Source organism: Streptomyces carpinensis (assembly GCF_002154505.1).
GTDB classification, from domain to species: domain Bacteria; phylum Actinomycetota; class Actinomycetes; order Streptomycetales; family Streptomycetaceae; genus Streptomyces; species Streptomyces carpinensis.
On sequence record NZ_MUBM01000078.1, the window covers coordinates 1 to 21,817 of the forward strand.

General features: G+C 70.1%; 20 protein-coding genes. 15 read left to right on the forward strand and 5 right to left on the reverse strand.

Annotated features, from left to right (window positions below; all coding sequences use genetic code 11):
• Positions 1-18 precede the first annotated feature (18 nt).
• Entirely contained in the window at positions 19-840 is an 822-nt protein-coding gene (locus tag BZY54_RS53045; RefSeq protein ID WP_244217097.1) for a hypothetical protein, read from the reverse strand.
• Between the two features lie 1,331 nt (positions 841-2,171).
• On the opposite strand from BZY54_RS53045, the gene BZY54_RS11295 reads away from it, so the two are divergent.
• From BZY54_RS11295 to BZY54_RS11315, 4 genes are all read left to right on the forward strand, one after another.
• On the forward strand, positions 2,172-2,816 hold the full coding sequence (locus BZY54_RS11295; RefSeq protein ID WP_086725031.1) for a hypothetical protein: 645 nt from the start codon (positions 2,172-2,174) through the stop codon (positions 2,814-2,816).
• Between the two features lie 236 nt (positions 2,817-3,052).
• Positions 3,053-3,658, forward strand: a complete 606-nt coding sequence (locus BZY54_RS53050) for an IS110 family transposase (protein WP_244217098.1) — start codon at positions 3,053-3,055, stop codon at positions 3,656-3,658.
• 848 nt (positions 3,659-4,506) lie between these two features.
• On the forward strand, positions 4,507-4,713 hold the full coding sequence (locus BZY54_RS11310; RefSeq protein WP_086725033.1) for a hypothetical protein: 207 nt from the start codon (positions 4,507-4,509) through the stop codon (positions 4,711-4,713).
• Positions 4,714-4,929: 216 nt separating this feature from the next.
• Positions 4,930-5,667, forward strand: a complete 738-nt coding sequence (locus BZY54_RS11315; protein WP_158103840.1) for a transposase — start codon at positions 4,930-4,932, stop codon at positions 5,665-5,667.
• Positions 5,668-6,220: 553 nt separating this feature from the next.
• On the opposite strand, the gene BZY54_RS54725 is transcribed toward BZY54_RS11315, so the two are convergent.
• The 3 genes from BZY54_RS54725 to BZY54_RS11325 all read right to left on the reverse strand — a co-directional run bounded on the left by BZY54_RS54725 (position 6,221) and on the right by BZY54_RS11325 (position 10,532).
• A complete protein-coding gene (locus BZY54_RS54725) occupies positions 6,221-6,352 on the reverse strand; it encodes a hypothetical protein (RefSeq protein WP_279634677.1) in 132 nt (43 codons plus the stop codon).
• 377 nt (positions 6,353-6,729) lie between these two features.
• Entirely contained in the window at positions 6,730-8,346 is a 1,617-nt protein-coding gene (locus BZY54_RS11320; protein ID WP_086725035.1) for a flavin monoamine oxidase family protein, read from the reverse strand.
• Between the two features lie 788 nt (positions 8,347-9,134).
• Positions 9,135-10,532 carry an MFS transporter gene (locus BZY54_RS11325; RefSeq protein WP_086725036.1) on the reverse strand — a complete coding sequence of 466 codons (1,398 nt, stop codon included), beginning with the start codon at positions 10,530-10,532 and terminating at the stop codon, positions 9,135-9,137.
• A 384-nt stretch (positions 10,533-10,916) separates the two neighbouring features.
• Here BZY54_RS11325 and BZY54_RS11330 point away from each other — a divergent pair, with 384 nt between their 5' ends.
• The 11 genes from BZY54_RS11330 to BZY54_RS11380 are packed head-to-tail and all read left to right on the forward strand — an operon-like array spanning position 10,917 to position 20,920.
• Positions 10,917-12,404, forward strand: coding sequence for an aldehyde dehydrogenase family protein (locus BZY54_RS11330; protein ID WP_086725037.1), 1,488 nt, complete (start codon positions 10,917-10,919; stop codon positions 12,402-12,404).
• A 24-nt stretch (positions 12,405-12,428) separates the two neighbouring features.
• Positions 12,429-13,367 (forward strand): VOC family protein, encoded by a 939-nt coding sequence (locus tag BZY54_RS11335; RefSeq protein WP_086725038.1) that lies wholly within the window; start codon positions 12,429-12,431, stop codon positions 13,365-13,367.
• Entirely contained in the window at positions 13,364-14,161 is a 798-nt protein-coding gene (locus BZY54_RS11340; RefSeq protein WP_086725039.1) for an aspartate dehydrogenase domain-containing protein, read from the forward strand. Before BZY54_RS11335 ends, BZY54_RS11340 begins: the two co-directional genes overlap by 4 nt.
• Positions 14,158-14,961, forward strand: coding sequence for an alpha/beta fold hydrolase (locus tag BZY54_RS11345; RefSeq protein WP_086725040.1), 804 nt, complete (start codon positions 14,158-14,160; stop codon positions 14,959-14,961). Before BZY54_RS11340 ends, BZY54_RS11345 begins: the two co-directional genes overlap by 4 nt.
• Positions 14,962-14,966: 5 nt before the next feature.
• Positions 14,967-15,488, forward strand: coding sequence for a cupin domain-containing protein (locus BZY54_RS11350; protein ID WP_086725060.1), 522 nt, complete (start codon positions 14,967-14,969; stop codon positions 15,486-15,488).
• Positions 15,481-16,224, forward strand: a complete 744-nt coding sequence (locus BZY54_RS11355) for an SDR family oxidoreductase (protein ID WP_086725041.1) — start codon at positions 15,481-15,483, stop codon at positions 16,222-16,224. Before BZY54_RS11350 ends, BZY54_RS11355 begins: the two co-directional genes overlap by 8 nt.
• A 21-nt stretch (positions 16,225-16,245) precedes the next feature.
• Complete coding sequence (locus BZY54_RS11360; protein WP_086725042.1) at positions 16,246-17,037, forward strand: SDR family oxidoreductase; 792 nt, start codon at positions 16,246-16,248, stop codon at positions 17,035-17,037.
• 10 nt (positions 17,038-17,047) lie between these two features.
• A complete protein-coding gene (locus BZY54_RS11365) occupies positions 17,048-18,688 on the forward strand; it encodes a thiamine pyrophosphate-binding protein (protein WP_086725043.1) in 1,641 nt (546 codons plus the stop codon).
• Between the two features lie 13 nt (positions 18,689-18,701).
• Positions 18,702-19,649, forward strand: coding sequence for a PDR/VanB family oxidoreductase (locus BZY54_RS11370; protein ID WP_086725044.1), 948 nt, complete (start codon positions 18,702-18,704; stop codon positions 19,647-19,649).
• A 22-nt stretch (positions 19,650-19,671) separates the two neighbouring features.
• Entirely contained in the window at positions 19,672-19,896 is a 225-nt protein-coding gene (locus tag BZY54_RS11375) for a recombinase-like helix-turn-helix domain-containing protein (RefSeq protein ID WP_086725045.1), read from the forward strand.
• A 1-nt stretch (position 19,897) separates the two neighbouring features.
• A complete protein-coding gene (locus BZY54_RS11380; RefSeq protein ID WP_086725046.1) occupies positions 19,898-20,920 on the forward strand; it encodes an aromatic ring-hydroxylating oxygenase subunit alpha in 1,023 nt (340 codons plus the stop codon).
• A gap of 269 nt (positions 20,921-21,189) precedes the next feature.
• Here the strand turns inward: BZY54_RS11380 and BZY54_RS11385 are convergent, their stop codons facing one another.
• On the reverse strand, positions 21,190-21,738 hold the full coding sequence (locus BZY54_RS11385; RefSeq protein WP_086725047.1) for a MarR family winged helix-turn-helix transcriptional regulator: 549 nt from the start codon (positions 21,736-21,738) through the stop codon (positions 21,190-21,192).
• Between the last annotated feature and the right edge of the window lie 79 nt (positions 21,739-21,817).

Below are 21,817 nucleotides of genomic sequence, written 5' to 3' on the forward strand. Positions count from 1 at the left end.
CGGTTTCGAGAAACCCTCTTAGACCTGGTCCAGGTGGCTGTTCATGCGGTCGATGAGTTCACCGGCCTGACGGATACAGGCGGCGAGGCGGCGGCGGATGTCGCCGGTGAGGATCTGATCGAACAGGCGGCGCTCGACCGCGGTGATGTCGTCGCGGCTGCGGTCGCGTTCCTGGTTGAGGGTCGTGAGCAAGCCGGTCACCCCGACGCGCACGCCGTCCAGGGTGGCGGTAGAAAGCTGGATATCGTCGTCGGGCTCCCGGTCCAGGTCGGCACGGGCGCCGAGGCGCTGCCCGGCGCCGTGCACGGCTTTGGAAAGGCGGGTCGCGGCGTCGCTGAGGTTGCGCGGCGCGTGCAGGGTGCCGGGCCATTTCGCCGCAGTCGCGCGGGCGGCTTCCAGGATGGCCTTGGCACCGCCCTCAAGGGCGAGACCGGCGTCTTCGGCAAGGCCCGTGCGGCGCAGGTGCCGGAACCGGCTCGCCGCGTCGTCCCGGAACACGACAGCCTGCTCGCGCCGTTCGGCGTCCTGTCTGCTCGTGGCGTGCAGTTCTCGGATACGCCCTTCCAGCCGGAACAGGCGATCCCCCGCCTGGGCGGCTTCCTCCCGGCGGCGCCGAAGTTCGCTGCGTGCCTCGGCCAGAGGGGCGACGACCTGTCGGTGATCCTCGTCGACGGTGGCCTCCACCGCCTCCAGACGCGCCCTCAGCACCTCCGCCTCAACCTCGGCGGCGGCCGCGTCCTCGGCCCGTTCGTCGGCGACCTGGCGTGTGCGATCCGCCTGTGCGGACAGCTGCTGGGCTCGCTCGGCGGCGAAGGCCGCGAGGCGGGCGCGTGCGCCCACGTGTCGGCGGTGTCCCGGAACCGGTCCAGGTGGCCGGACAGTTCACGCAGTCGGCTTCGGTCGGTGTGCAGTCCCTGTTCGTCGGGCCGGCGGCTGAGCGTGCGCAGGGCGCCCGGCGCCTCGGACTCGCACCGGGCCGAGCGTGCGGCGGCGTCGCGTACGGCGTCGTCCCGGGCGGCAGCCCTTTCCTCGGCACGGTCCCAGTCACGGCGCCGGGCATCGAGTTCCCGGTAGTCGGGGCGGGCTGCCCGATCGGCGTCCGAGCGGACGCGGCGGGCGGCCAGGATGCGCAGCCGGTCGTCGAGCGCGGCGAGCGCAGCGTTCATCTCGCTGGACCGGTCGGTCAGTTCGCCGATCCGGCGCTGTCGTGGCCGCTGCCGTGCGAGGTCGCCGACGTAGGCGGGTTTCAGCTTGGACCAGGTGCCAGTGGCGAGGGCGAGGCGCCAGGCGCCGTCGGCGAAGACGGCCGCCGTGGCCGCCGGGCAGACGCGCACCGTACGCGACACCGGCGAGGAGGCGGGTAACGGCCTCGGCGCCGGGACTTTGATGTCGTCCTCCGTCCGCAGCACCTGAAGCAGGTCGGGCCCGTGGCGGGCACGGCCAGGGCCGCCTCGGCCCGAGTGTCGTGGCCGAGCAGCGTGACACCGTCGTGGGGGCTGCCCCAGGCGTCCAGCAGGCTGGAACACCTCCAAGGCGGCTTCCGCACCGGCCTGTACGGTGAGGGGGACGTCATCGCGGAAGGCGACCAGCCGCCACCGCGTGGCCCTCGCCATCGCCGTGCGATCCGCGGTGCGCGTGGGCGTGGAACCGCGGCGGACCGTTCGCGCATTTCTGCTCGGGCCGCCGTCCGGAACCGAGCCGAAGAACTGCTGACAGCTGGCCGAACGAGCAGACGATGACCACCCCGGACCAATACAGCGGCTACTGCGACACGCCCGCTGGGAAGCCGATGAAGAAGGACACGGTCACGTCGGCGCACGCGTGCGGTGCCCTCCGGTACAACAGCAGGAAGAGCTGCTCAGCTATTGGGTGCCGGCACCCTTGGCAACGAAAGGCGCGAACGGCAACCCGGTGATGTGTGTTCACTCCACCAGTGCGCGCTCGCATGCACCCCGCAATAAACACGGTGACCAGCACACCAGTTGGCGTTCGGGCTGCGGGAAAGAGCAACGCATGTCTTTGTTCCGTACTATCAAGGGGGAACACGACTTGCAGCAGTAACCGCCACAGCACCCAAGCACCACACCTAATGAAACATGTGTTCTAGTTCGCATACGTCTATAGGGTTTCAGCAAACAGGCTCTGCCGACTTTGAAGGAGCGACAACTCTCATGTCCAAGACCGAGACAGCGGCTACCGGCCTGTCAACGCAGTACGCCTCTCAGGTGGCCACCGACCTTGAGAACAACCTCAAGGAGCAGGAGCGGGTCAGCAGTGACCTCGCGGCGCTGCAGGAACAGTTGGCCACCCTCCAGCAGGAACATGCCGTCCTGGTCAGCATCCAGCAGGCCCTGGGCGTGACCTCAGCGCCTCAGAAGCCCACGACCCGCCGTACCGCCAAGGCAGTGCCCGCCCCCCGCAAGAAGGCCACCGCCGGACCGAGCCAGGGCAAGCGGACGCAGGCCAAGAAGTCCGCATCTCCTTCCCGGAAGCCGGCCGCCAAGAAGAGCGTCACGAAGAAGGCCGCGGGCAAGACGGCGGCTTCGCCGGCGGCGCAGCGCACCCTCGTCGAGATCGTCCGCGAGTACCTGACCGCGCAGAAGGAGCCGCGCTCCGCAGCCGAGATCACCACCGCACTGGGGCAGCAGCACCCCGAGCGCGACATCAAGAACACCGTCGTGCGCACCACGCTCGAAGGGCTGGTGGCCAAGAACCAGGCCCAGCGCAGCAAGCAGGGCTCCTCCGTCTTCTACACGGCGGCCGAGACGGCAAAGACCTCCACAATCGGAAAGGACAGCCAGGAGCAGCCGGCCTGATGGGAGCTGCCGGGTCGGAGAGACTCGGTGCCGTAGCCGCCAGCAGGTGAGCACTTTGCTCGCCGGAAGCAGTCGAGTTCTGGTGTCAGACCGTGCCCCTGCTGGTCGGCCGGGAGGCCAGACCGCTGATGGGGTGGCGTGCCCGCCGGGCAGTGGCGCGTGAGCACTGGATCCATTAGGCCGCGCGCCGCCTTCCGCGGGCTGCAGGAAGCGAAGCGCCGTGCAAGGAGGGGAAGTTGCTGCTGATCGGCGATGACTGGGCCGAAGACTCTCATGACGTCGAGGTCCAGGACGAGGCGGGCCGGAAACTCGCTGCGATGAGGCTGTCCGAGGGCGTGCAGGGGAGCGCGAAGCTGCACGAGCTCCTCGCCAAGCACGGCGGCGAGGCCCTGGATCCGGCCGCGGTGGTGGTGGGGATCGAGACCGACAGGGGCTCGTGGGTGCAGGCCCTGATCGCCTCCGACTACCAGGTCTACGCGATCAAGCCCAGGCAGGTCGCCCGGTTCAAGGAGCGGTACGGCACGTCCGGCGCCAAGAGCGACAAGGGCGACGCGCACGCGCTCGCGGACATGATCCGTATCGACCGGGACCAGCTGCGGCCGGTCGCCGGCGACAGTGAGCAGGCGGGTGGCCTGGCTGGACGGCGGGCTTTGGCTGCACCGCACGCTGCGCATCACCGAATGGGACAGGTCCCGCAACGTCCACGCCCTCACCGTGCCGTGCACCTGAGGCCACGGCTACGTCGACATCCGACTGCAGACCGAGGAAGAGCGGCAGGGAGACCCTCGCCGACGCCCCGCTCGACTGCCGCAGCGTCCACCCCACGGGGCGATCGGCGGTAGCGGCCCCGGGACGGCCGCAGCATCGGCAAAGGGGCAGCCGTCCCAGACCGCTCCAGTCCCCGTCACGAGATCGGAGCACTCTCCAGTGTGCCTGACCGCCCGGCACCGGTGGCACCTGGTCCTCGGTGCTGTCCAGCAGCAGGCTGCCCGGCCCTCACCGCGCCCTACACGTCGTCTCAGCCGTAAGCCGACTCAGGCTTCGGTCAGCTGGCCAGCGTCTCGCCCGTCGCCTCGTCGACGAGGATGATGCGGGCATCGTGCAGGCGGCTCTTGCCGACCCAGGCCGGAACGGGTATCGCGTGAAGTCTCCTCAAGCGGGCATCACACCGCGGCTTCACCGGAGGCGCTGAGCATCTCCGTCTCACCCGACGCGGAGGCTGACTCGACAACGGCGGTCGACCCGTGACACGGGCAGCAGCACGCGGTCCCCGCGTACCTGCGCGCGCAGCGGGAGTGCAGGGTCGTCGAGCACCAGCCGGAGACGTAATGGTGGGAGGCGGACTGTAGCCGGGGCTTGGCCATGGGCGTCACTCTTCCTGCGCACCGGCGGCCGGCGCCCACGGCAGTAAGGCTCGGTGGAACGGTGGTGGCAGCGGTGCGGCATGCCACCCCCTCATCGGGGAGCCGTGCAGTCGGGCGGCGGTACGGCCGGAAAACATCTATATATGTTGATTACAACAAAACCTGGCGCCATCTGATTCCACATGCCAGCCGGTAGAACTCGGCGCCGTTCCGCCAGACCCCCTCTCCCCCGTGCCAGGCTCTCGTCCGACCTCGCGGACACCGCAGCGCTTCGCGAGCAGCCGCAGCAGACCTTTCAGTACGACGGGCTGAACCTGCAGCCGAGCATGTCCATCGGTATCGCCTGCACCGCCGACCTGCCCGGCGAAACCCCCAGCCAGAACCTGAGCGGCACCCACACCGCTATGGACAAGGTCAAGCAATGCGACGAGCACTTCCCCTACCTGGCCACCCGAGCCGATGCCTACGCCGACCCCGTCAACGGCCGCCGCGCCGACCGTTCTGGCACGGCTCTGCAGGGGAACCGCATGTGAATCGCTACCCCGCCCGAGGGCGAGTGGATCCGCCGCATCAGCATCAAGCAGCCGTAAACAGGGTTGCATCCGTTGCCCGAATACAAGAACGGCCCACCGGCTGATCTTCGAGCTGTCGAAGCTCGAAGGAAATCAGCACGATGACCGCACCAAACAGTGTGCCCCTGCACGCCTTCGCGGAAGACGACCTCGCCGCGGCGAGTCCCGATCTGCTGCGTGCGATGGTCAAGACGTTCGCCGACGCGCTCATGTCCGCGGAGGCCGACGCACTCTGCAACGCCGAATTCAGGCAGGTCAGCGACGAGCGAGTCTGCCACCGCAAACGGCTATCGCCTCCACAAGTGGGGCACGTGGGCCGGGACCGTCGCCATCCCCAAACTCAGTCCGCAACTTCCCGAGCTGGCTGCTGGAGCGACGTCGACGGCCGAGCAGGCCCTCATCTCGGTTGTGGCCACCGCCTATCTGCTGGGCGTGTCCACTCGCCGGATCGAGAAGCCGGCCGAGTCCCTTGGTGTCACGCAGTTGTCGAAGTCGCAGGTCTCGGCGATGGTCCGGCACCTGGACGAGCAGGTCACTGCGTTTCGCAACCGGCCGCTGGACGCCGGACCGTATGCGTTCGTCTGCGTGGACGCGCTGACCCAGAAGATCCGGGAGGGCGGCCGGGTCATCAACGTGCATGCCCTGATCGGTGTGGGTGTCAACGCCGACGGCCACCGCGATGAGCTTCGCCGACGACGTTCTGGATCAGCTTGCCGACCCACTCGACGATCTTCGACGCGCTCTGAAGAACGCCTGGACGTCGCGAGTACCGCCATCATTGTCAAGACCGAGCACCCGCTGGTACCGCCCTGGCAGGGGTGCCAGGCCGGCCGGCCATTCGCTGATCGCGGGGGTTGCAGGCGCTTCTGTTGGAGCATTATCGGTCCCCAGCGGGGCCCGCCAACGGTCTGCTGAACTGCATGGTGGGGCTCCGGCCGTCACCTACCTTCTCCACACCGGCAGCTTCCTCCGCCCTGAATCTCTTGTTCATCGCAGTCTGCACCGAATGCAGGACATCACGGTTCGGCGACGATGACCGGTGCGCCGGGGGCACGTCGAGCGGGAGAAGACCGTCCAGTAGATCGCCGATGCATTCGGCGGCCAAGGCCTGACTGCGTCCGCGCTGCCGCAACGTCTGACCGTACGACTCCCCGGGCGGACGCAAGGCTTTGTCGCAGCGCCTGACGACTCTTCTCTCCACCCAGATCGGTGTGCGCCTGACCGGCCCGGATGCAGCCGGGCACGGCGTGACCGGCGCGGGTGAGCCCTACCGGACCCTCGACGCGGGCAGCCCATCGTCGAGGTCCTCGCCGGCAGCACCCGGCACGCCGTGCTCACGGTGACGCGGCCGCGGTGAGTCGGGGGCGCCCCACCGGTCAGGGAGGCAGGGCGCCCCCGAGCGGACACGGCTGCTGGGGGACGCAACCAGGCGTGCCTACCGGTTCAACGAGGCAGACACTCCCTGGTTTCACCCCTTGGGTTTGGCCTGCCAGGTGGCGTGGCTCGTCACGTCCATGGCCTTGGTGAACTCCGGGTCGCGAGTACGGCGCTGGTAGATCGCCGCGTTCGGGCACGCGATAGCGGCCGCCGCGGAGATCACGGTTGTGCCGGGCGCGCTTAGCTCCTTCAGACCAGACCCGGGGAAGCGCTGCCGCCATCCGCGACAAGAACTCCTATCTGTTCGTGTTGTACCGTCGCGTCGCAGCCCGCCGCGGCGGCAAACGAGCCCTGGTTGCCGTCATGCACAAACTGGCCATCGCGATCTGGCACGTGTTGCACGACAAAGTCCCCTACCGCGACCTCGGGGCCGACTACTTCAGCCGCCGTGATCCCGAACGCGCCATGCGACGCATGATGAAGGAAGCCAACAGCCTCGGCCTCACGATTTGCTTCGACCCGATCTCAGCCAGACCTGCGAACTACACGTCATTTCGTGTCAGCCCCACGGCCACGGGCGTCTGCGAGAGGAACGGCAGGTCAGGACGACAGAACCCGCTGATGCAGTGCAGTGACGACCTTGCGGGCGGAGGAGATCGCGCCGCACTGCCAGGCGTCGAGGTAGCTCAGGTAGTCGCCGGCGAAGTAGACGTTGCCTTGAGCCTGGTTGAGCGGGGCGAACGCTGGGGCGTCGGGGCCGCCGGACATGGAGTGCCAGGCGGCCTCGATGTGCGGGGCGAGCTTCCACTGGTGCGAGTACCAGGCGGCGAGCTCCGAGCGGTACTTCTCGCCGTGGATCTTCACGCCCTGGCTGACGGCGCGCTCCAGCCGCTGGGCCGGTGTGAGTGCCGAGTAGGTGTCGGAGTGGGAGCCGGTGTTGTAGTAGCCGATGACGGTGCCCCGCTCGCCGAGGTGACCGTAGGACGGGTACCAGATGTGGTCCAGGTCCAGGTCGGTCTCGGTGATACCGCCCATGATCTTGAAGTCGGTCTCCCACCAGCGGCTCTTGTACTCCAGGCCGATCTTGGAGGCCTGGGAGGGCCGCACGGCCTGCAGGGCGGTTTGCACTGTGGAGCCGAGGTTGTGGGAGGTCCGGGCGAGGATCCAGGGCGCCAGCGTGGCGATGCAGTAGTCCCCCTTGAGGACCTTGGTGTTGCCGTTACGGGTGTAGGTGACCTCGACGCCGTCGGAGGCGTTCCTGACGTCGGTGACCGCTGCGCCGGTGAGGATCTTGTCGTGCCCGATGGCCTTGGCGAACGCCATGGGTATCGCGTCCATGCCGCCGACCGGCTGGAACATCAGCATGGCCTGGTCGTAGCCGAACTCGAAGGAGAAGTAACGGCCGACGTTGGAGGCGAAGACCTCGGACAGGGACGGTATGTCGCCGAGTTGCACGCCTGGGGTGCCCGCGGCGCCGGGATCGGCACTGAAGCCGCGGTGCTCGGTGCCGGTGTACTTGTAGTCGGAGCCGAGGGAGCCGTAGCTCTTCAGGAAGGCGAGCAGCCGCTCCTTGTCGTCGGCGGTCAGCTCGGCGTCGAGGGCGCCGACGTTGGTGGCCTTGGCGAGCAGCTCGGAGACGTAGCCGTACACGTCGGCCTTGGCGGTGCGGTAGGCGACAGGGGCCTTCATGCCGGTGGACTCGTTGTAGATGAGGGCGCCGGCGTTGGTGTTGGTGAACACCTCGACCGGTACCGCGAGCTCTCGGCAGTAGTCCAGGGTGCTCATCCACTGGGCGAGACGGGCCGGACCGCAGTTCATGTACTGGCCCTGGCTGAAGGTCACCTTCTGGTCGACACCATTCAGGTCGGCGACGGTGTCACCGCCGCGCACGGTGAAGTTGCGGCCGCCGACACGGTCGCGGGCCTCGAGGACGGTGCAGTCGTATCCGGCCTTGCCGAGCTCGTAGGCCGAGGTGAGGCCGGCTATGCCGCCGCCGATGACGATGACCTTGGCGGGCTTGCCGCCCCGGCCCTGGAGGGTGAAGTCACCGCGTCGAGGAGCGATGAAGGGCGCATCCTTCTCGGCGGCGTAGGCGGGGGTGGGGGCGAGCCCGAGGGCACCCATGGTGGCGAACATGGCCCCGGCACCACCGGTGATGCCGACAGCCCGCAGGAAACCACGTCGGCTGGTGCCCAATCCCGGCTGAGGCTCTGCCATCTGGCGGATCCCCTTTCAGTAGGACGCACCACCGGTATCCGAGAACCGGTGGTGATCTTGAAAGACGAAGAGATCCTCACAGCGACGTGTTACGAGCCACCCCACTCAGGCGTGTCGAGCGCGTTTCTCTGTGTTACATGCCATGCGCATGCCGTGCAGGGGCCGATGACTGAAACGCGGGGAGGCCCTGCTCTCCCTCCGTGAAAGACGGGAAGGCCCCGCTCCCCGCGAAGGGGATGTCGTTGGTCAATGCGGGCCCTGGCGTGACGTCAGCACCCAAATCGGTTGCGGCCTTGGGCGCCCGACGTCGTTTGGGGAGGGTCGGTCCGGAGGACACCCGGAAGGCCAGGGCGGTGGTGATGCGTCCGTCGGCGGTGCCGTGGTTACGGAGGGCGAACTCGGCCGACCGTTTCAGCCCTTCAGGGTCCTGGCTGGAGACGGAGGCCTCGCCTTCACCGGACCGCCGCACCGTACCGATCCCGCCGCCGGCCGCGGCCCGCCCGCGTTCTGACGGTGTACGCGGACCGCACCGGCAGGCTGTGGTGGATCACGGAAGTGTGCGCGCGATGCGCGGCGGCCACTGCCGACTGCTGTGTCCTGGACACCCCCCGCCTCCGGCTCGCAGCGCCCCGGCCAGGATGGACCAGGCGGCAGGGAAACCAGCTGCGGAGCGGGAGCCCGTAGCTGGCACGGACATCGATGGCGTTGCAGCGATCTTCTCCTACTGCCCCCTCCCCCGCGGCTGATGCTCCGTCGCCCTGCCCGCCACAGGCCCGCCGCCGGCGCCCTTATGGCGCGACGTCCTCCAGGGTGCGTCCGCTCGTCTCCTCCGCCCCGGCCAGCGCCGTCAGCGAGCCGACGAGGGCGACGGCCGCCAGTGTCACGAAGACCGTGCCGAGCGCGCCGTCCGCGTAGATCGTGCCCACCACGATCGGGCCGAGGATCACGCCCAGGCGGTTCATCGCGCCGCCCACGCTGGCGCCCAGCGCTCGAATGCGGGTGGGGAAGAGCTCTGGCGTGTAGAGGTAGAGGCAGATGTTGGTGCCGAAGAGGAAGACCGCGGCCAGGGATGTCCAGATCAGGACGCCGACGGCGGAGCTGCCGGCCGACAGGCCCAGGGGGAGCAGGCAGAGCGCCGCGGCGGCCATGCACCAGATCAACGTGTTGCGGCGGCCGACCCGGTCGACGGTGAGGGCGACGATCAGGCAGCCGAGCAGGCCCGCGCAGCTCGTCACCGTCGAGTAGAGGAGCGCTGTCGACAGGTCGAGGTGGAAACGGGCTCCGTAGATGGTCGGTAGCCAGGAGGTGATGCCGTAGTTCGCGAAGTAGCCGGTGAACCAGAGAAGCCCGATGACGAGCATGCGCTTGCCGTACCTGCCGCTCAGCAGTTCCCGCAGGCCACCCGTGCCGTGGGGCGGTGCGGGCGGTGCGGGCCGCAGATCCGGCAGCGGGGCGCCGGTGGCCCTTTCGACCTTCTCCTCGATCGACGCCATCGTGGCCAGGGCCTTCTCGTGCTTGCCGTGGTCGGCGAGCCAGCGCGGTGATTCCGGTACGCAGCGGACGACGGCGATGCACAGGAGGGCGGGGAGGGCCGCGAGGCCGAACATCCAGCGCCAGCCGAGCAGGGGTACCAGCCAGTAGGCGACGAGCGCGCCCGCGGTCAGGCCGGCCGGGAAGACCAGTTCGAAGAGGAGCACGAAGCGACCGCGCTGGTGGGCGCGGGTGATCTCCGCGATGAAGGTGGCGGCGATCGGTACCTCGCCGCCGATGGCCGTGCCCTGGACGAAGCGGATCGCCATGAAGGGTTCGGGTGAGGTGCAGAGCGTGAGCGCCAGGTTGCAGAGGCTGGCCAGCGCGATACAGCCCGCGATGACCTTGACCCGGCCCACGCGGTCGGCGAGCCGGCCCGACACCAGTGCGCCGACGAGCAGGCCGATCGAGCCGACGGTCATCAGGGCAGTGGCGTGGCCGGTGCCCAGGTGCCACTCGGTGCGCAGCTGCGGCAGCGCGTACGCGATCAGGAGCTGGTCGAACGCCTCGAAGAAGGTGGCGGTGCCGACGATGAGCCGGACCATCACCTGCCAGCGGCACAGCGGCAGGCGTTCGAAGCGGGCGCCGATGGCGGCCGCGAGCGCGGCCGAGTCGCCGGGCCGACCTCTTGCGGCGCGGGGGGCGTCGATCGTCATGGATGGCCTCCGGATCCGTACGGCCGTGAGCGAGCGGGGCCGCACGGGAGGGTACAGGCTGCGCGGGCACGACGGGGCAACCGCGTGCCGGGCGGCGATGAGGGTAGGGAGAGGAAGGTAGGGACAGGGGAGGGTGAGGCGGGATGCAAGGACGTGCCGTCTACCTGTTTGCGTAGGCCCTGAACATCTCAGGCCTAAAGTTCTACCGGCAGCCTTCCGAGGTTAGGCAAGCCTTACATCTGACCTCGATGAAAATTCGTTCCCGCGGATCCCTTGCGACCAAATTAGTTAAGCCCTTAGATTTCTAGCACTTCGACACAGCGGCCGAGGTCAACGGCCCGCCGCGTGCGGAGGTCCCCGCACAGCCCCTTTCCGGAGGTCCCCATGCCACGTGTCCCAGCCGACGAGATACTCATCGCGGGCCACTGGCGACGCGGTGGCGGCCTGCCCATCCACACCGTGAACCCGGCCGACGGCACCGTCATCACCACCGTGCACGCCGCATCGGTGGAGGACGTGGAGGAGGCCGCGCGCGCCGCCGCCGCGGCCGCCGCCGCGCCGATCTGGCGCGACCTCCTTCCCCACCAGCGCGCCCGCATCCTGTACCGGATCGGGGACGTGATCGAGGAGCACGCCGAGGAGCTGTCCGCCCTGCAGACGGCCGACACCGGCAAGACCCTCGGTGAGACCCGCGCCTTGGCGACGAGCGCGGCCGGTACCTTCCGGTACACGGCAGCGGCGCTGGAGACCGCCGAGGACGCGCTCACGCCGTCGCGGGGTCCGTACCTGACGATGAGCGTGTACGAGCCGATCGGCGTCGTCGGTGCGATCAACCCGTGGAACTCACCGATCGCCTCGGACGCGCAGAAGGTCGCGCCGGCCCTCGCCGCAGGGAACGCCGTCCTGCTCAAGCCCGCCGAGTGGACGCCGCTGGTGTCCCTCGCGTTCGGGCGCCTGGTCCACCAGGTCCTCACCGAGGCCGAGTTGCCGACCGCGCTGCTCGCCGTCCTGCCGGGCAAGGGCGGCATCGTGGGCGACGCGATCGTCAGACACCCGCTCGTCGGCCGGATCGGCTTCACGGGCGGGACCGGTACCGGGCGCGGCATCGCACACGCCGCCGCCGACAAGCTGATTCCCGCCTCGCTCGAACTCGGCGGCAAGTCGCCGACGATCGTGCGCGAGGACGCGGACGTCGAACAGGCCCTCGCGGGCGTGATGTACGGGATCTTCTCGTCGAGCGGCCAGTCCTGCATCGCCGGTTCGCGGCTCTTCGTCCACTCGTCGCTGTACGACTCGTTCGTCGGCGAACTCGCGGCCCGTGTCCGGAAGTTGCGGGTGGGCCCGGGCACCTCCCCCGACACGCAGGTGGCACCACTCGTGCACCACGAGCACCGCGACGCGGTCGCCTCGTACGTCGAGCTGGCGCGCCAGGAGGGCGGGCGGGTGCTCTGCGGAGGCGCCGCACCCCAGGGCGAGCAGTACACGAAAGGGGCGTACTACCTGCCGACCGTGATCGACTCCCTGCCCAACTCGGCCCGCGCCTGCCAGGAGGAGATCTTCGGCCCGGTGCTCGTCGCGCTCGCCTACGACGACGAGGACGAGCTCGTCGCCCAGGCCAACGACTCTGTCTACGGACTGGCCTGCGGCATCTGGACGCGGGACGCGCGCGCCGCGTGGCGGCTCGGGCGGCGGATCGAGGCGGGAACCGTCTGGATCAACACATACAAGCAGTTCTCCATCTCCACCCCCTTCGGCGGCATGAAGGACTCCGGGCTCGGCACCGAGAAGGGCCGCGACCTGATCCGCACCTACCAGCGGCAGAAGTCCCTGTACTGGGGCACCGACACCGGGCCGCTGCCCTGGGCCAACTGACGTATCTGTCCGGGAGATTTCCTGATGAACCACCCCCCGATCGCCCGGCTGCGCGCGCTGCGCTCGGTCGAGCTGCTCACCCCGAAGTTCAGTGCGGCCGCCGACTTCTACGAGGAGGTGTGGGGCCTGGAGGTCGTCGAGGCCGAGCACAGCGCGAGCTGGCTGCGCGGCACCGGCGAGGAGCACCACGCCCTGCAGCTGACCCGGTCCCAGAAGGTCGGCCTCGGCCGGCTCGCCTTCGCCGTCGGCACACCCGCCGAGGTGGACCAGGCCGCGCACCGGCTCGAGGCGCGCGGGATCGCGCTCGTCACCGAACCCGGTCCCCTCGACCAGGTCGGGGGCGGCTACGGGCTGAGGTTCCACGACATCGACGGACGGCTGATCGAGCTCTCCGCCGACACCTGGGCCGTCGCCGCGCGCGGCCGGGACGAGGCGCTGCCGGTCGGCGTCACCCACGCGGTCCTCAACACCCCCGACATCGACGCCTCCGTCGCCTTCTACCGCGACGTGCTCGGCATGCGGGTGTCGGACTGGTCCGAGCACCAGATGGCGTTCCTGCGCTGCAACACCGACCACCACTGCATCGCCTTCAACCAGGCGCCCTGGGTCTCCCTCAACCACGTGGCGTACGAGATGAGTTCCATCGACCACTTCATGCGGGGGCTCGGCCGGCTCAGGCACCACGGCGTCACCCCCGAGTGGGGTCCCGGCCGGCACGGTCCCGGCAACAACACCTTCTCCTACTTCACCGACCCGACGGGCCTGGTGTGCGAGTACACGTCCGAGGTCGCCCAGGTCGTCGAGGACGCGTGGATCTGCAGGACCTGGCGGCGGACGCCCGAGCTGTCCGACACCTGGGGAACCGCGGGTCCGCCGTCCAAGCGGATCCGCGCCCACATGGCGGGCACGCCCGACGGCAGTCCCGTTCTCCCGCCCCTCGACGCCGAAGGAGCCGCAGCATGAGCAGGGTTCGCAAGACCGGCCTCATCGGCTGGGGTGCGATCGGCCGGGTCGTCGGCAGCGCCGTCGCCGCCGGCGAGGTGCCGGGGGCCGAGCTGGTGGGCATCGTCGACAACCGGCGGCTCGGTGACGCGGTTCCCGCACCGCAGCTGACCATGGAACAGGCCCTCGAGTCCTGCGACCTGATCGTCGAGGCCGCCGGGCAGGGCGTCGTACGGGAATGGGGCCGGGCGATCCTCACATCCGGTACGGACCTGCTCGTGGCGTCCACGGGGGCGCTGACGGACGACGAGCTGGCGAAGGGACTCCTGACCACCGGGCCAGGGAGGGTGTACTTCACCGGCGGCGCGGTCGGCGGGCTCGACCTGCTCCAGGCGGTACGCGCGATGGGGCCGCTGAGCGAGGTCAGGCTGACGACCACCAAGCTGCCCTCGACCCTCGAACAGCCGTGGATGGACGAGCGGCTGCTGGCCGCGATGCGCTCGGCGAAAGAGCCCGTCGAAGTGATGCGCGGAACCGCACGCGAGGTGCCGGTCAGGTTCCCCAAGTCGACCAACGTCGCCGCGTCCGTGGCGCTCGCGGTCGGGGACCTGGACGCGGTGCGGGTCAGCGTCGTCGCCGACCCGGCGGCCGTGCACACCTCGCATGTGATCGAGGCGAGCGGACCCCACGGCTCCTACCGCTTCGAGGTACGCCACCTGCCGGATGCGGCCAACCCGGCCACCAGCCAGGTGGTCCCGTACGCGGTGCTGCGCTCGCTAGCGGCCCTCGCCGGACGGTCGGGGCAGATCCTGTGACCGCGTACGACGTCTCCGGGCTGCACCTGGAGGAGACCGGCACCGGCGGGCCGCTCGTGCTGTGCCTGCACGGCATCGGTTCGTCCTCCGCCGCCTTCGCACCGCAGATGGAGGCACTCGGAAGCGATTTCCGGGTAGTTGCGTGGGACGCCCCCGGCTACGCCAAGTCCGCAGACCCGGAGGGCGGGCTCACCCTCGACGACTTCGCCGACACCGCCGCCGCGGTCGTCCGTGAGCGCGGCGGCCGGGCCCACGTCGTCGGCGTCTCCTGGGGTGGCGTGATCGCGCTGCGGCTCGCCACCCGCCACCCGGACCTCGTCGTCTCGCTCACCGTCGCCGACTCCACGCCCGGCTCCGGCACGAGCCCCGAGAAGGCCGCCGGAATGCGCGCCCGCGCCCGCGAGCTCGCCGAGCTCGGACCGCGCGCCTTCGCCGGGCGGCGTGGCCCCCGCCTCGTGTCCGAGGACGCGCCGCACGAGCTCGTCCAGCGCGTCGTCGACACCATGGCGGCCTCGATCCGACTCCCCGGTTACGGGCACGCGGCCGAGTCCATGGCCGCCACCGATCTGCGCGGCGAACTCGCCTCCGTCACCGCGCCCACCCTCGTCCTGTGCGGCGACAAGGACCGGGTCACCGGCCCGGAGGCCTCGCAGGTCCTGGCCGGCGGTCTGCACAAGACCGCGTACGTGATCGTCAAGGACGCCGGTCACCTGGCCAACCAGGAACAGCCCGAGCACTTCAACGCCTGGCTGCTGTCCCACCTCCACATCGTCACCAATTCCGAGACCAGCAAGGGATGACCACCATGCCGCTGACCACGACCGAGTACGACAACGGCGGGGACCTCGCCAAGTACACCGACTCGCTGATCGCGACCAAGCAGTCCCGCGAGCCCGACTGGGGCACCCTGTCGTTCCAGGAGAAGGCCGGCCCGCAGTACAAGCGCGCGCAGATCCGCTACGTCGGCTCCGGCGCCACCGGCAACCACGAGAACGACAACCGCATCATCCCCTCCGGCGGCTTCACCTTCTCCAACATGCTGCTGCCGCCCGGCGCCGAGGGCCCCGCCCACACCCACCACGACGTCGAGGAAGCCTTCTTCGTTCTCGAGGGCCAGGTCCGCGTCGGCATCCACCGCGGCCCGGACGAGGTCGAGTACCGCACCCTCGGCTACCGCGACATGATCGTGGTACCGGCCGGGGTGACTCGTTCGCTGAAGAACGAGGGCGATGCCGACGCGCTCTTCTGCGTGATCATCGGCACGCAGAGGCCGCAGGTGCCTACCTACCCCGAGTACTCGCCGCTGTACGGCATCACCCGTGACTGAGCTGCCGCGTACGGTCGTCGTCACCGGCGGGGGCCGTGGCCTGGGGGAGGCCATGGCCCGCCGGGCCGGCGCGGACGGGTACCGCGTCGTCGTCGCGGAACTCGACGAGGAGTGGGGTTCCGCCACGGCGGCAGCCATCCGCGACGCCGGCGGCGAGGCCGAGTTCGCACCCGTGGACGTCGCCGACCCGGCGTCGGTCCAGGCGCTGGCCGCCCGCATCGCGCACCACGGCCCCGTCTACGCGCTGGTCAACAACGCGGCCCTGGCCAACGGCGTCGGCGGCAAGTACTTCCACGACATCGACGTCGAGGTGTGGGACCGGCTGATGACGGTCAACGCACGCGGGCCCTGGCTCATCGCGAAGCACCTGCTCCCGCTGATGTCGCGCCCGGGCCGCATCGTCAACATCGTCTCCGACGCGGCGCTCTACGGCTCGCCGCGGCTCGCCCACTACATCGCCTCGAAGGGCGCCCTCATCGCCCTGACCCGGGCGATGGCCCGCGAGCTGGGTCCCGAGGGCATCACGGTGAACGCGGTGGCGCCCGGACTCACGGAGATCGAGGCGACGGAGACCGTACCGGCCGAGCGGCACGCGCTGTACGCGCACAACCGGGCCATCCCCCGGCCCCAGCAGCCCGACGACCTGGTCGGGACCGTGTCGTTCCTCCTCGGCGAGGAGTCCCGGTACCTGACCGGCCAAGTGATCGCCGTCAACGGCGGCTTCACGATGCACTGAACCACTTCGCAAGGAGCACTCATGGATCTCGGCCTCGCCGACCGCACCGTACTGGTCACCGGCGGCAGTTCCGGTGTCGGCCTGGCCACGGTCCGGGCCCTGCTCGACGAAGGCGCCAACGTCGCCACCTGCGGGCGCGACGCCGACCGGCTCGCCAAGGCGTCCGCGCACCTGAGGGCCGGCACGGACCGGCTGTGGTACGGCGCGTGCGACGTCCGCGACGCCGACGCCGTGACCGACTTCGCCGAGCGCGCGGCCTCACACTTCGGCGGACGACTCGACGCGCTGGTCAACAACGCGGGTCAGTCGCGCATGAAGCCGCTCGGCGAGACGACCGCCGAGGACTGGCGCGACGAGCTCGAGCTGAAGTTCTCCGGAGTGCTCAACCCGCTTGCCGCCACCCTCTCCTACCTGCGCGCCTCGGACGCGGCCGCGATCGTCAACGTCAACGCCGTCCTGGCCAAGCAGCCCGAGACCCGGCTGATCACGACGAGCGCGGCCCGCGCCGGCATCCTCAACCTCTCCAAGTCCCTCGCCACCGAACTCGCGAGCGACGGCATCCGCGTCAACTCCGTGTGTCTGGGCCTGATCGACACCGGCCAGTGGACGCGCCGCCACGCGGCCGCCGACAGCGGACTCACCTATGAGGAGTGGCAGGCCGAGATCGCCGCCGACCGGGGCATCGCGCTCGGGCGGCTCGGCCGCGCCGAGGAGGTCGCGTACGCGATCGTCTCCCTGCTGTCGCCGCGCGCCTCGTACATCACCGGAACCAGCATCGACGTCTGCGGCGGAGTCGGCCGCGGCATCCTCTGAGGAGCCCTCCATGACCCCAGTGACCCACCGCAACGGAGGCGAACTCCTCGCCGCCCATCTCAAGTCGCTCGGCATCGACGCCGTGTTCGGCATCGTCTCCGTGCACAACCTGCCCCTCGTGGAGGCGATCGACGCCGACCCCGAACTGCGTTTCGTACCGGTGCGCCACGAGGCGAGCGCCGTGAACGCCGCCGACGCCTACGGCCGTGTCCGCGGCGGCATCGGCTGCGCCCTCACCTCGACGGGTACCGGCGCGGGCAACGCCGCCGGATCACTCATCGAAGCCCTGTCCTCGGGAACGGCCGTCCTGCACATCACCGGACAGGTCGAGTCCCGGTACATCGGCAGCGGCCGCGGCTTCATCCACGAGACGAAGGACCAGCTCGGGATGCTCACGGCGGTGTCGAAGCACGCCGCGACCATCACCTCCGCGACGGACGCGGGGCGCATCCTGCGCGAGGCGTCCGCCGCCGCGCTCACCGCGCCCGGCGGCCCCGCGAGCGTCGAGTGGCCGATCGACCTGCAGTACGCGACCCAGGAGGACGCCGGCGAGGCGGCCCCGGTCGTCGAGCATCCCGTGCCCCGCGTCGAAGAACTGGCTGATGCGCGACGGCTGTTGGCGACCGCTCGGCGACCGCTGATCTGGGCGGGCGGCGGTGCCGGCACCGCGCGCGGCGAGCTCTTGGCGCTCCTCGAGGCGACCGGTGCCGGGCTGCTCACCTCCAACTCAGGCCGGGGCGCCGTACCCGAGGACCACGAACTGGTCATCGGCAACTTCGCCACCACCCCCGCCGCTCGCGCGCTGCTCGCGGACGCCGACGTGCTCGTCACCATCGGCACTCACTTCCGCTCCAACGAGACCGCCGACTACGGCCTCGAGCTGCCCGCCGCACACATCCAGATCGACCTCGACTCCGCCGCCCTCGGCCGGGTCTACCCGGTCCGGCACGCACTCCACGGCACCGCGGCCGCCGTCCTGCCGCAGCTGACCGGGGCGGCGAGGCCGGCGGACGCCGACTGGACCGCCCGGATCCGTGACGTCCGCGACGAGGTGCGCGCCACCCTGCACGACACCATCGGCCCCCAGGCCGCCCTCTGCGACGCCCTCGCCGAGGCCCTTCCCCGAGGCGCCGTCGTCGCCCGCGACGTGACCATCCCCTCCTCCTCCTGGGGCAACCGCCTGCTGCCGATGCACGATCCGCGCGCCAACGTCTTCCCTCGCGGCGGCGGCATCGGCCAGGGCCTCGCCATGGGCATCGGCGCTGCCTTCGCCCGCCCTGAGGAGCCGACCGTGGTCATCGCCGGTGACGGCGGGCTCGCCGTGCACCTCGGCGAGCTGCTCACACTGGCCCAGGAACGCCCGCGCGTGACACTCGTCGTCTTCAACGACGGCGGGTACGGGGTACTGCGCAACATGCAGGACAAGTACAGCGAACGCCGCTCCGGCGTCGACCTGTTCACACCCGACTTCGCGCAACTCGCCGCCGCCTGCGGGCTTGCGTACGCGCGGATCGCCGACCAGAGCGAGGCCGTGGGCGTCGTCGCGGCCGCCGTCGCCTCCGACGGCCCCACCCTGGTCGAGGTGGACCTCGCCGCCCTCGGCCCGATGAAGAACCCGTTCACCCCGCCGGTGAAGATCCCCACGGCGTAAGGGAGGCCCACCCATGAGCACCACCGCAGAGCAGGAGCTGGACCTCCTGGTCCACCGTATGACGTGGGAGGCGAAGGGCGTCCTCTCCGTCGAGCTGACCCATCCCGACGGCAAGCCGCTCCCGGCGTGGACGCCCGGCGCGCACCTCGACCTGCACGTGGACGGCCACGTCCGCCAGTACAGCCTGTGCGGCGACCCGGCGGACACCGGTGTGTACCGTCTGGGCATCCTCCACGAGCCGTCCTCACGCGGCGGTTCGCGCCACGTGCACACCAAGCTGCGGCCCGGCCAGACTGTGCGGGTGGCCGGGCCGCGCAACCACTTCGCGCTCGAACCGGCTGCCTCGTACGTGTTCATCGCGGGCGGCATCGGCATCACGCCGATCCTGGCGATGGCCCGGCAGGCCGCCCGCGACGGCGCCGCGTACCGGCTGATCCACGGCGGGCGCTCGCGCGCCTCGATGGCGTTCACCGCCGAGCTGACGGCACTGACCGGCGGCGAGGTCACCCTCGTACCGCAGGACGAGCAGGGCCACATCGACCTGGCGGGCACCCTCGAGGGCCTCCCGGCCGATGCGCTGGTGTACTGCTGCGGTCCGGAGCCGCTCCTGAAGGCGGTCGAAGAGGCCGTGCCCGAAGGACAGCTGAGGATCGAGCGGTTCGCCGCCCCGGTCGTGGAGCGCCCCGGCGACGACAGCGGCTTCGAGGTCGAGTGCCACACATCAGGGGTGACCCTGAACGTCGCTCCCGGCACCTCCATCCTGGAAGCCGCCGAGAACGCCGGGCTGAGCGTCAGCTCGTCCTGCCGCGACGGCATCTGCGGCTCCTGCGAGACCCGCGTCCTCGCCGGCACCCCCGACCACCGCGACTTCCTGCTCAGCGAGGCCGAGCACGCCGCCGGCGAGACGATGATGATCTGCGTCTCCCGGTGCGCCTCGGACCGTCTTGTCCTGGACCTCTGACACCTGCACGGAAAGAAGCCCGATGCCTGAGACCTGGCCCTACCTGGACCCGCACCAGACCCGCGACCACGAGCCCACCCCGTACGAGCTGAAGCTCGCGCGCACCCTCGAGGACATCTTCACCAAGGACGGCCACGAGCTGACCGACGTGATCGACGGCCTCAACTCCCGCAAGCTGCGCACCCCCACGGGAGAGCCCTGGACCGAGGAGTCCTTCCGCGCCGAGATGCACCGCCTGGGAGCCTGACATGACACTTTCGACCCGCGACACCGCCGAGCACATCTACGCCAACGGGCTGCGCAACACCTGGCACCCTGTCGTGCCGTCCCACTTCGTCAAGCCCGGCGGCCTGCGCAGGGTGACGGCGCTGGGGGAGAACTGGCTGCTGTTCCGCAAGTCCGACGGCACCCTCTCCATGCTCGCCGACCGCTGCCCGCACCGCGGCGCCCCGCTGTCGCTCGGCAAGCACCTGGGCGACCGGGTCGCCTGCTGGTACCACGGCGTGGAGGTCGACGGCACCGGCAAGGTCACCTCCGTGCCCGGCCTGCCCGGCTGCAACCTGGAGGGCAAGACTCTGGTCACGGCGCTGCCCGTGCGCGAGGTCGCCGGCGCGATCCTGGCGTACTTCGGCGACGAGGAGCACCCCGAGCCGGTGGAGCTCACCCTCCCCGACCCACTGGCGGACGAGGACATCTCCGCCTTCCTCTGCTACGCCGAGTGGAACGTCCCGTGGCGGTTCGCCATGGAGAACCTGCTGGACCCGATGCACGGCGCGTTCCTGCACCACGACTCGCACACGATGTACGACGGCGACACCACGGCCAAGTTCCGCATCCGGGAGACGGACCGCGGCTACTTCTTCGAGAAGACCGACCAGCGCGGCGTGAACTTCGACTGGGTTGAGCTGTGCCGCACCGGCATCGACTGGGTCGACCTGTCGATCCCGTACCCGCCGTCCGCGGGCCCGGGCGGCGCGTTCGGCATCGTCGGCATGGCCTGTCCCGTGGACGCGGGTCGCACCGGCGTCTTCTTCTGGCGCTACCGGAAGGTGCAGGACTGGCAGCGCGACACCTGGCGGTTCCTCTACAGGACGCTGATCGAGGAGCGTCACTGGGCGGTTCTGGAGCAGGACCGCACGATGCTGGAAGGGCTGCCCGAGGACGCCGACCAGCAGGAGAACCTCTACCAGCACGACCTGGGCATCGTCCGGCTGCGCCGCCTGCTCCAAGCACAGGCGAAGCAGCAGTCGAAGGCGGACGCCACGGCGTGAGGCTCCTTCCGCTTCTTCCTCCGGAAGCGGAGTCCGCCGTGGCGACGGGCGGCGGCAGTCGCCCGTCGGGGCACTGAGGCTCGCCCCGTGCACCGGGCGGTCACTGGGCTCGGCGTTTCCCGGCGGCCGGCTGCTCAACCGGCGGTCGGCGCGGCGACCGCCGGTGGTCTTCGTGGCGGGCCCGCTCGGTACAGCGCGGGCCTCGCCCTGTTCGCGGGCAACGGGGGACGCTCGCGTGTGGCTGCCGCCTGCCGGCTGCTGCGGCCGGATCAGCTCGCCTCCGCCCCGTCCTCCGCGGCTTCGTCGGATGCGACGATCGAGCCTTCCAACTTGGAAAGCAGGCGGGCCAGTTGACGCCGCTCGGCGGGTGTGAGTCCGCCGAGCATCCGGCGTTCGTTCTCCAGGTGCGCGGCGAACACCTCGTCCACCTTCTTCAGGCCGGCATCCGTGAGCCGTGAGTACACGACGCGACGGTCCTCGGCATCGCGTTCTCGCACGAGCAGGCCGTCCTTCTCCAGTCGGTCCAGGCGCAGGGTCACGCCCGCCGAGGAGATCAGCCCGGAGGCGGCGAGCTGCCCGGCGGTGAGCCGGTACGGTGCGCCGATCCGGCGCAGCGCGGTGAGCACGTCGAACCCGGCGACGGACAGTCCGTGCTCGTCGAGCTGCGAGGTCAACCGGGCCTGGTACTGCAGATACGACCGGTGCAGCCGGGCGAGCACCTCGAGCGGCGATGTGTCCAGCTCGGGGCGCTCGCGTGCCCATTCCTCGACGATCCCCGCAACGGCGTCCGGTCGCTTCCCCGCCCTGCGCTGAGCCATGTCTTCCTCTCACGGCATGTGTTGGTGTTGAAATCTTAGCCCTGAGGGAAAGCGGCTCCTGACTCCGCGGACAGCTTCG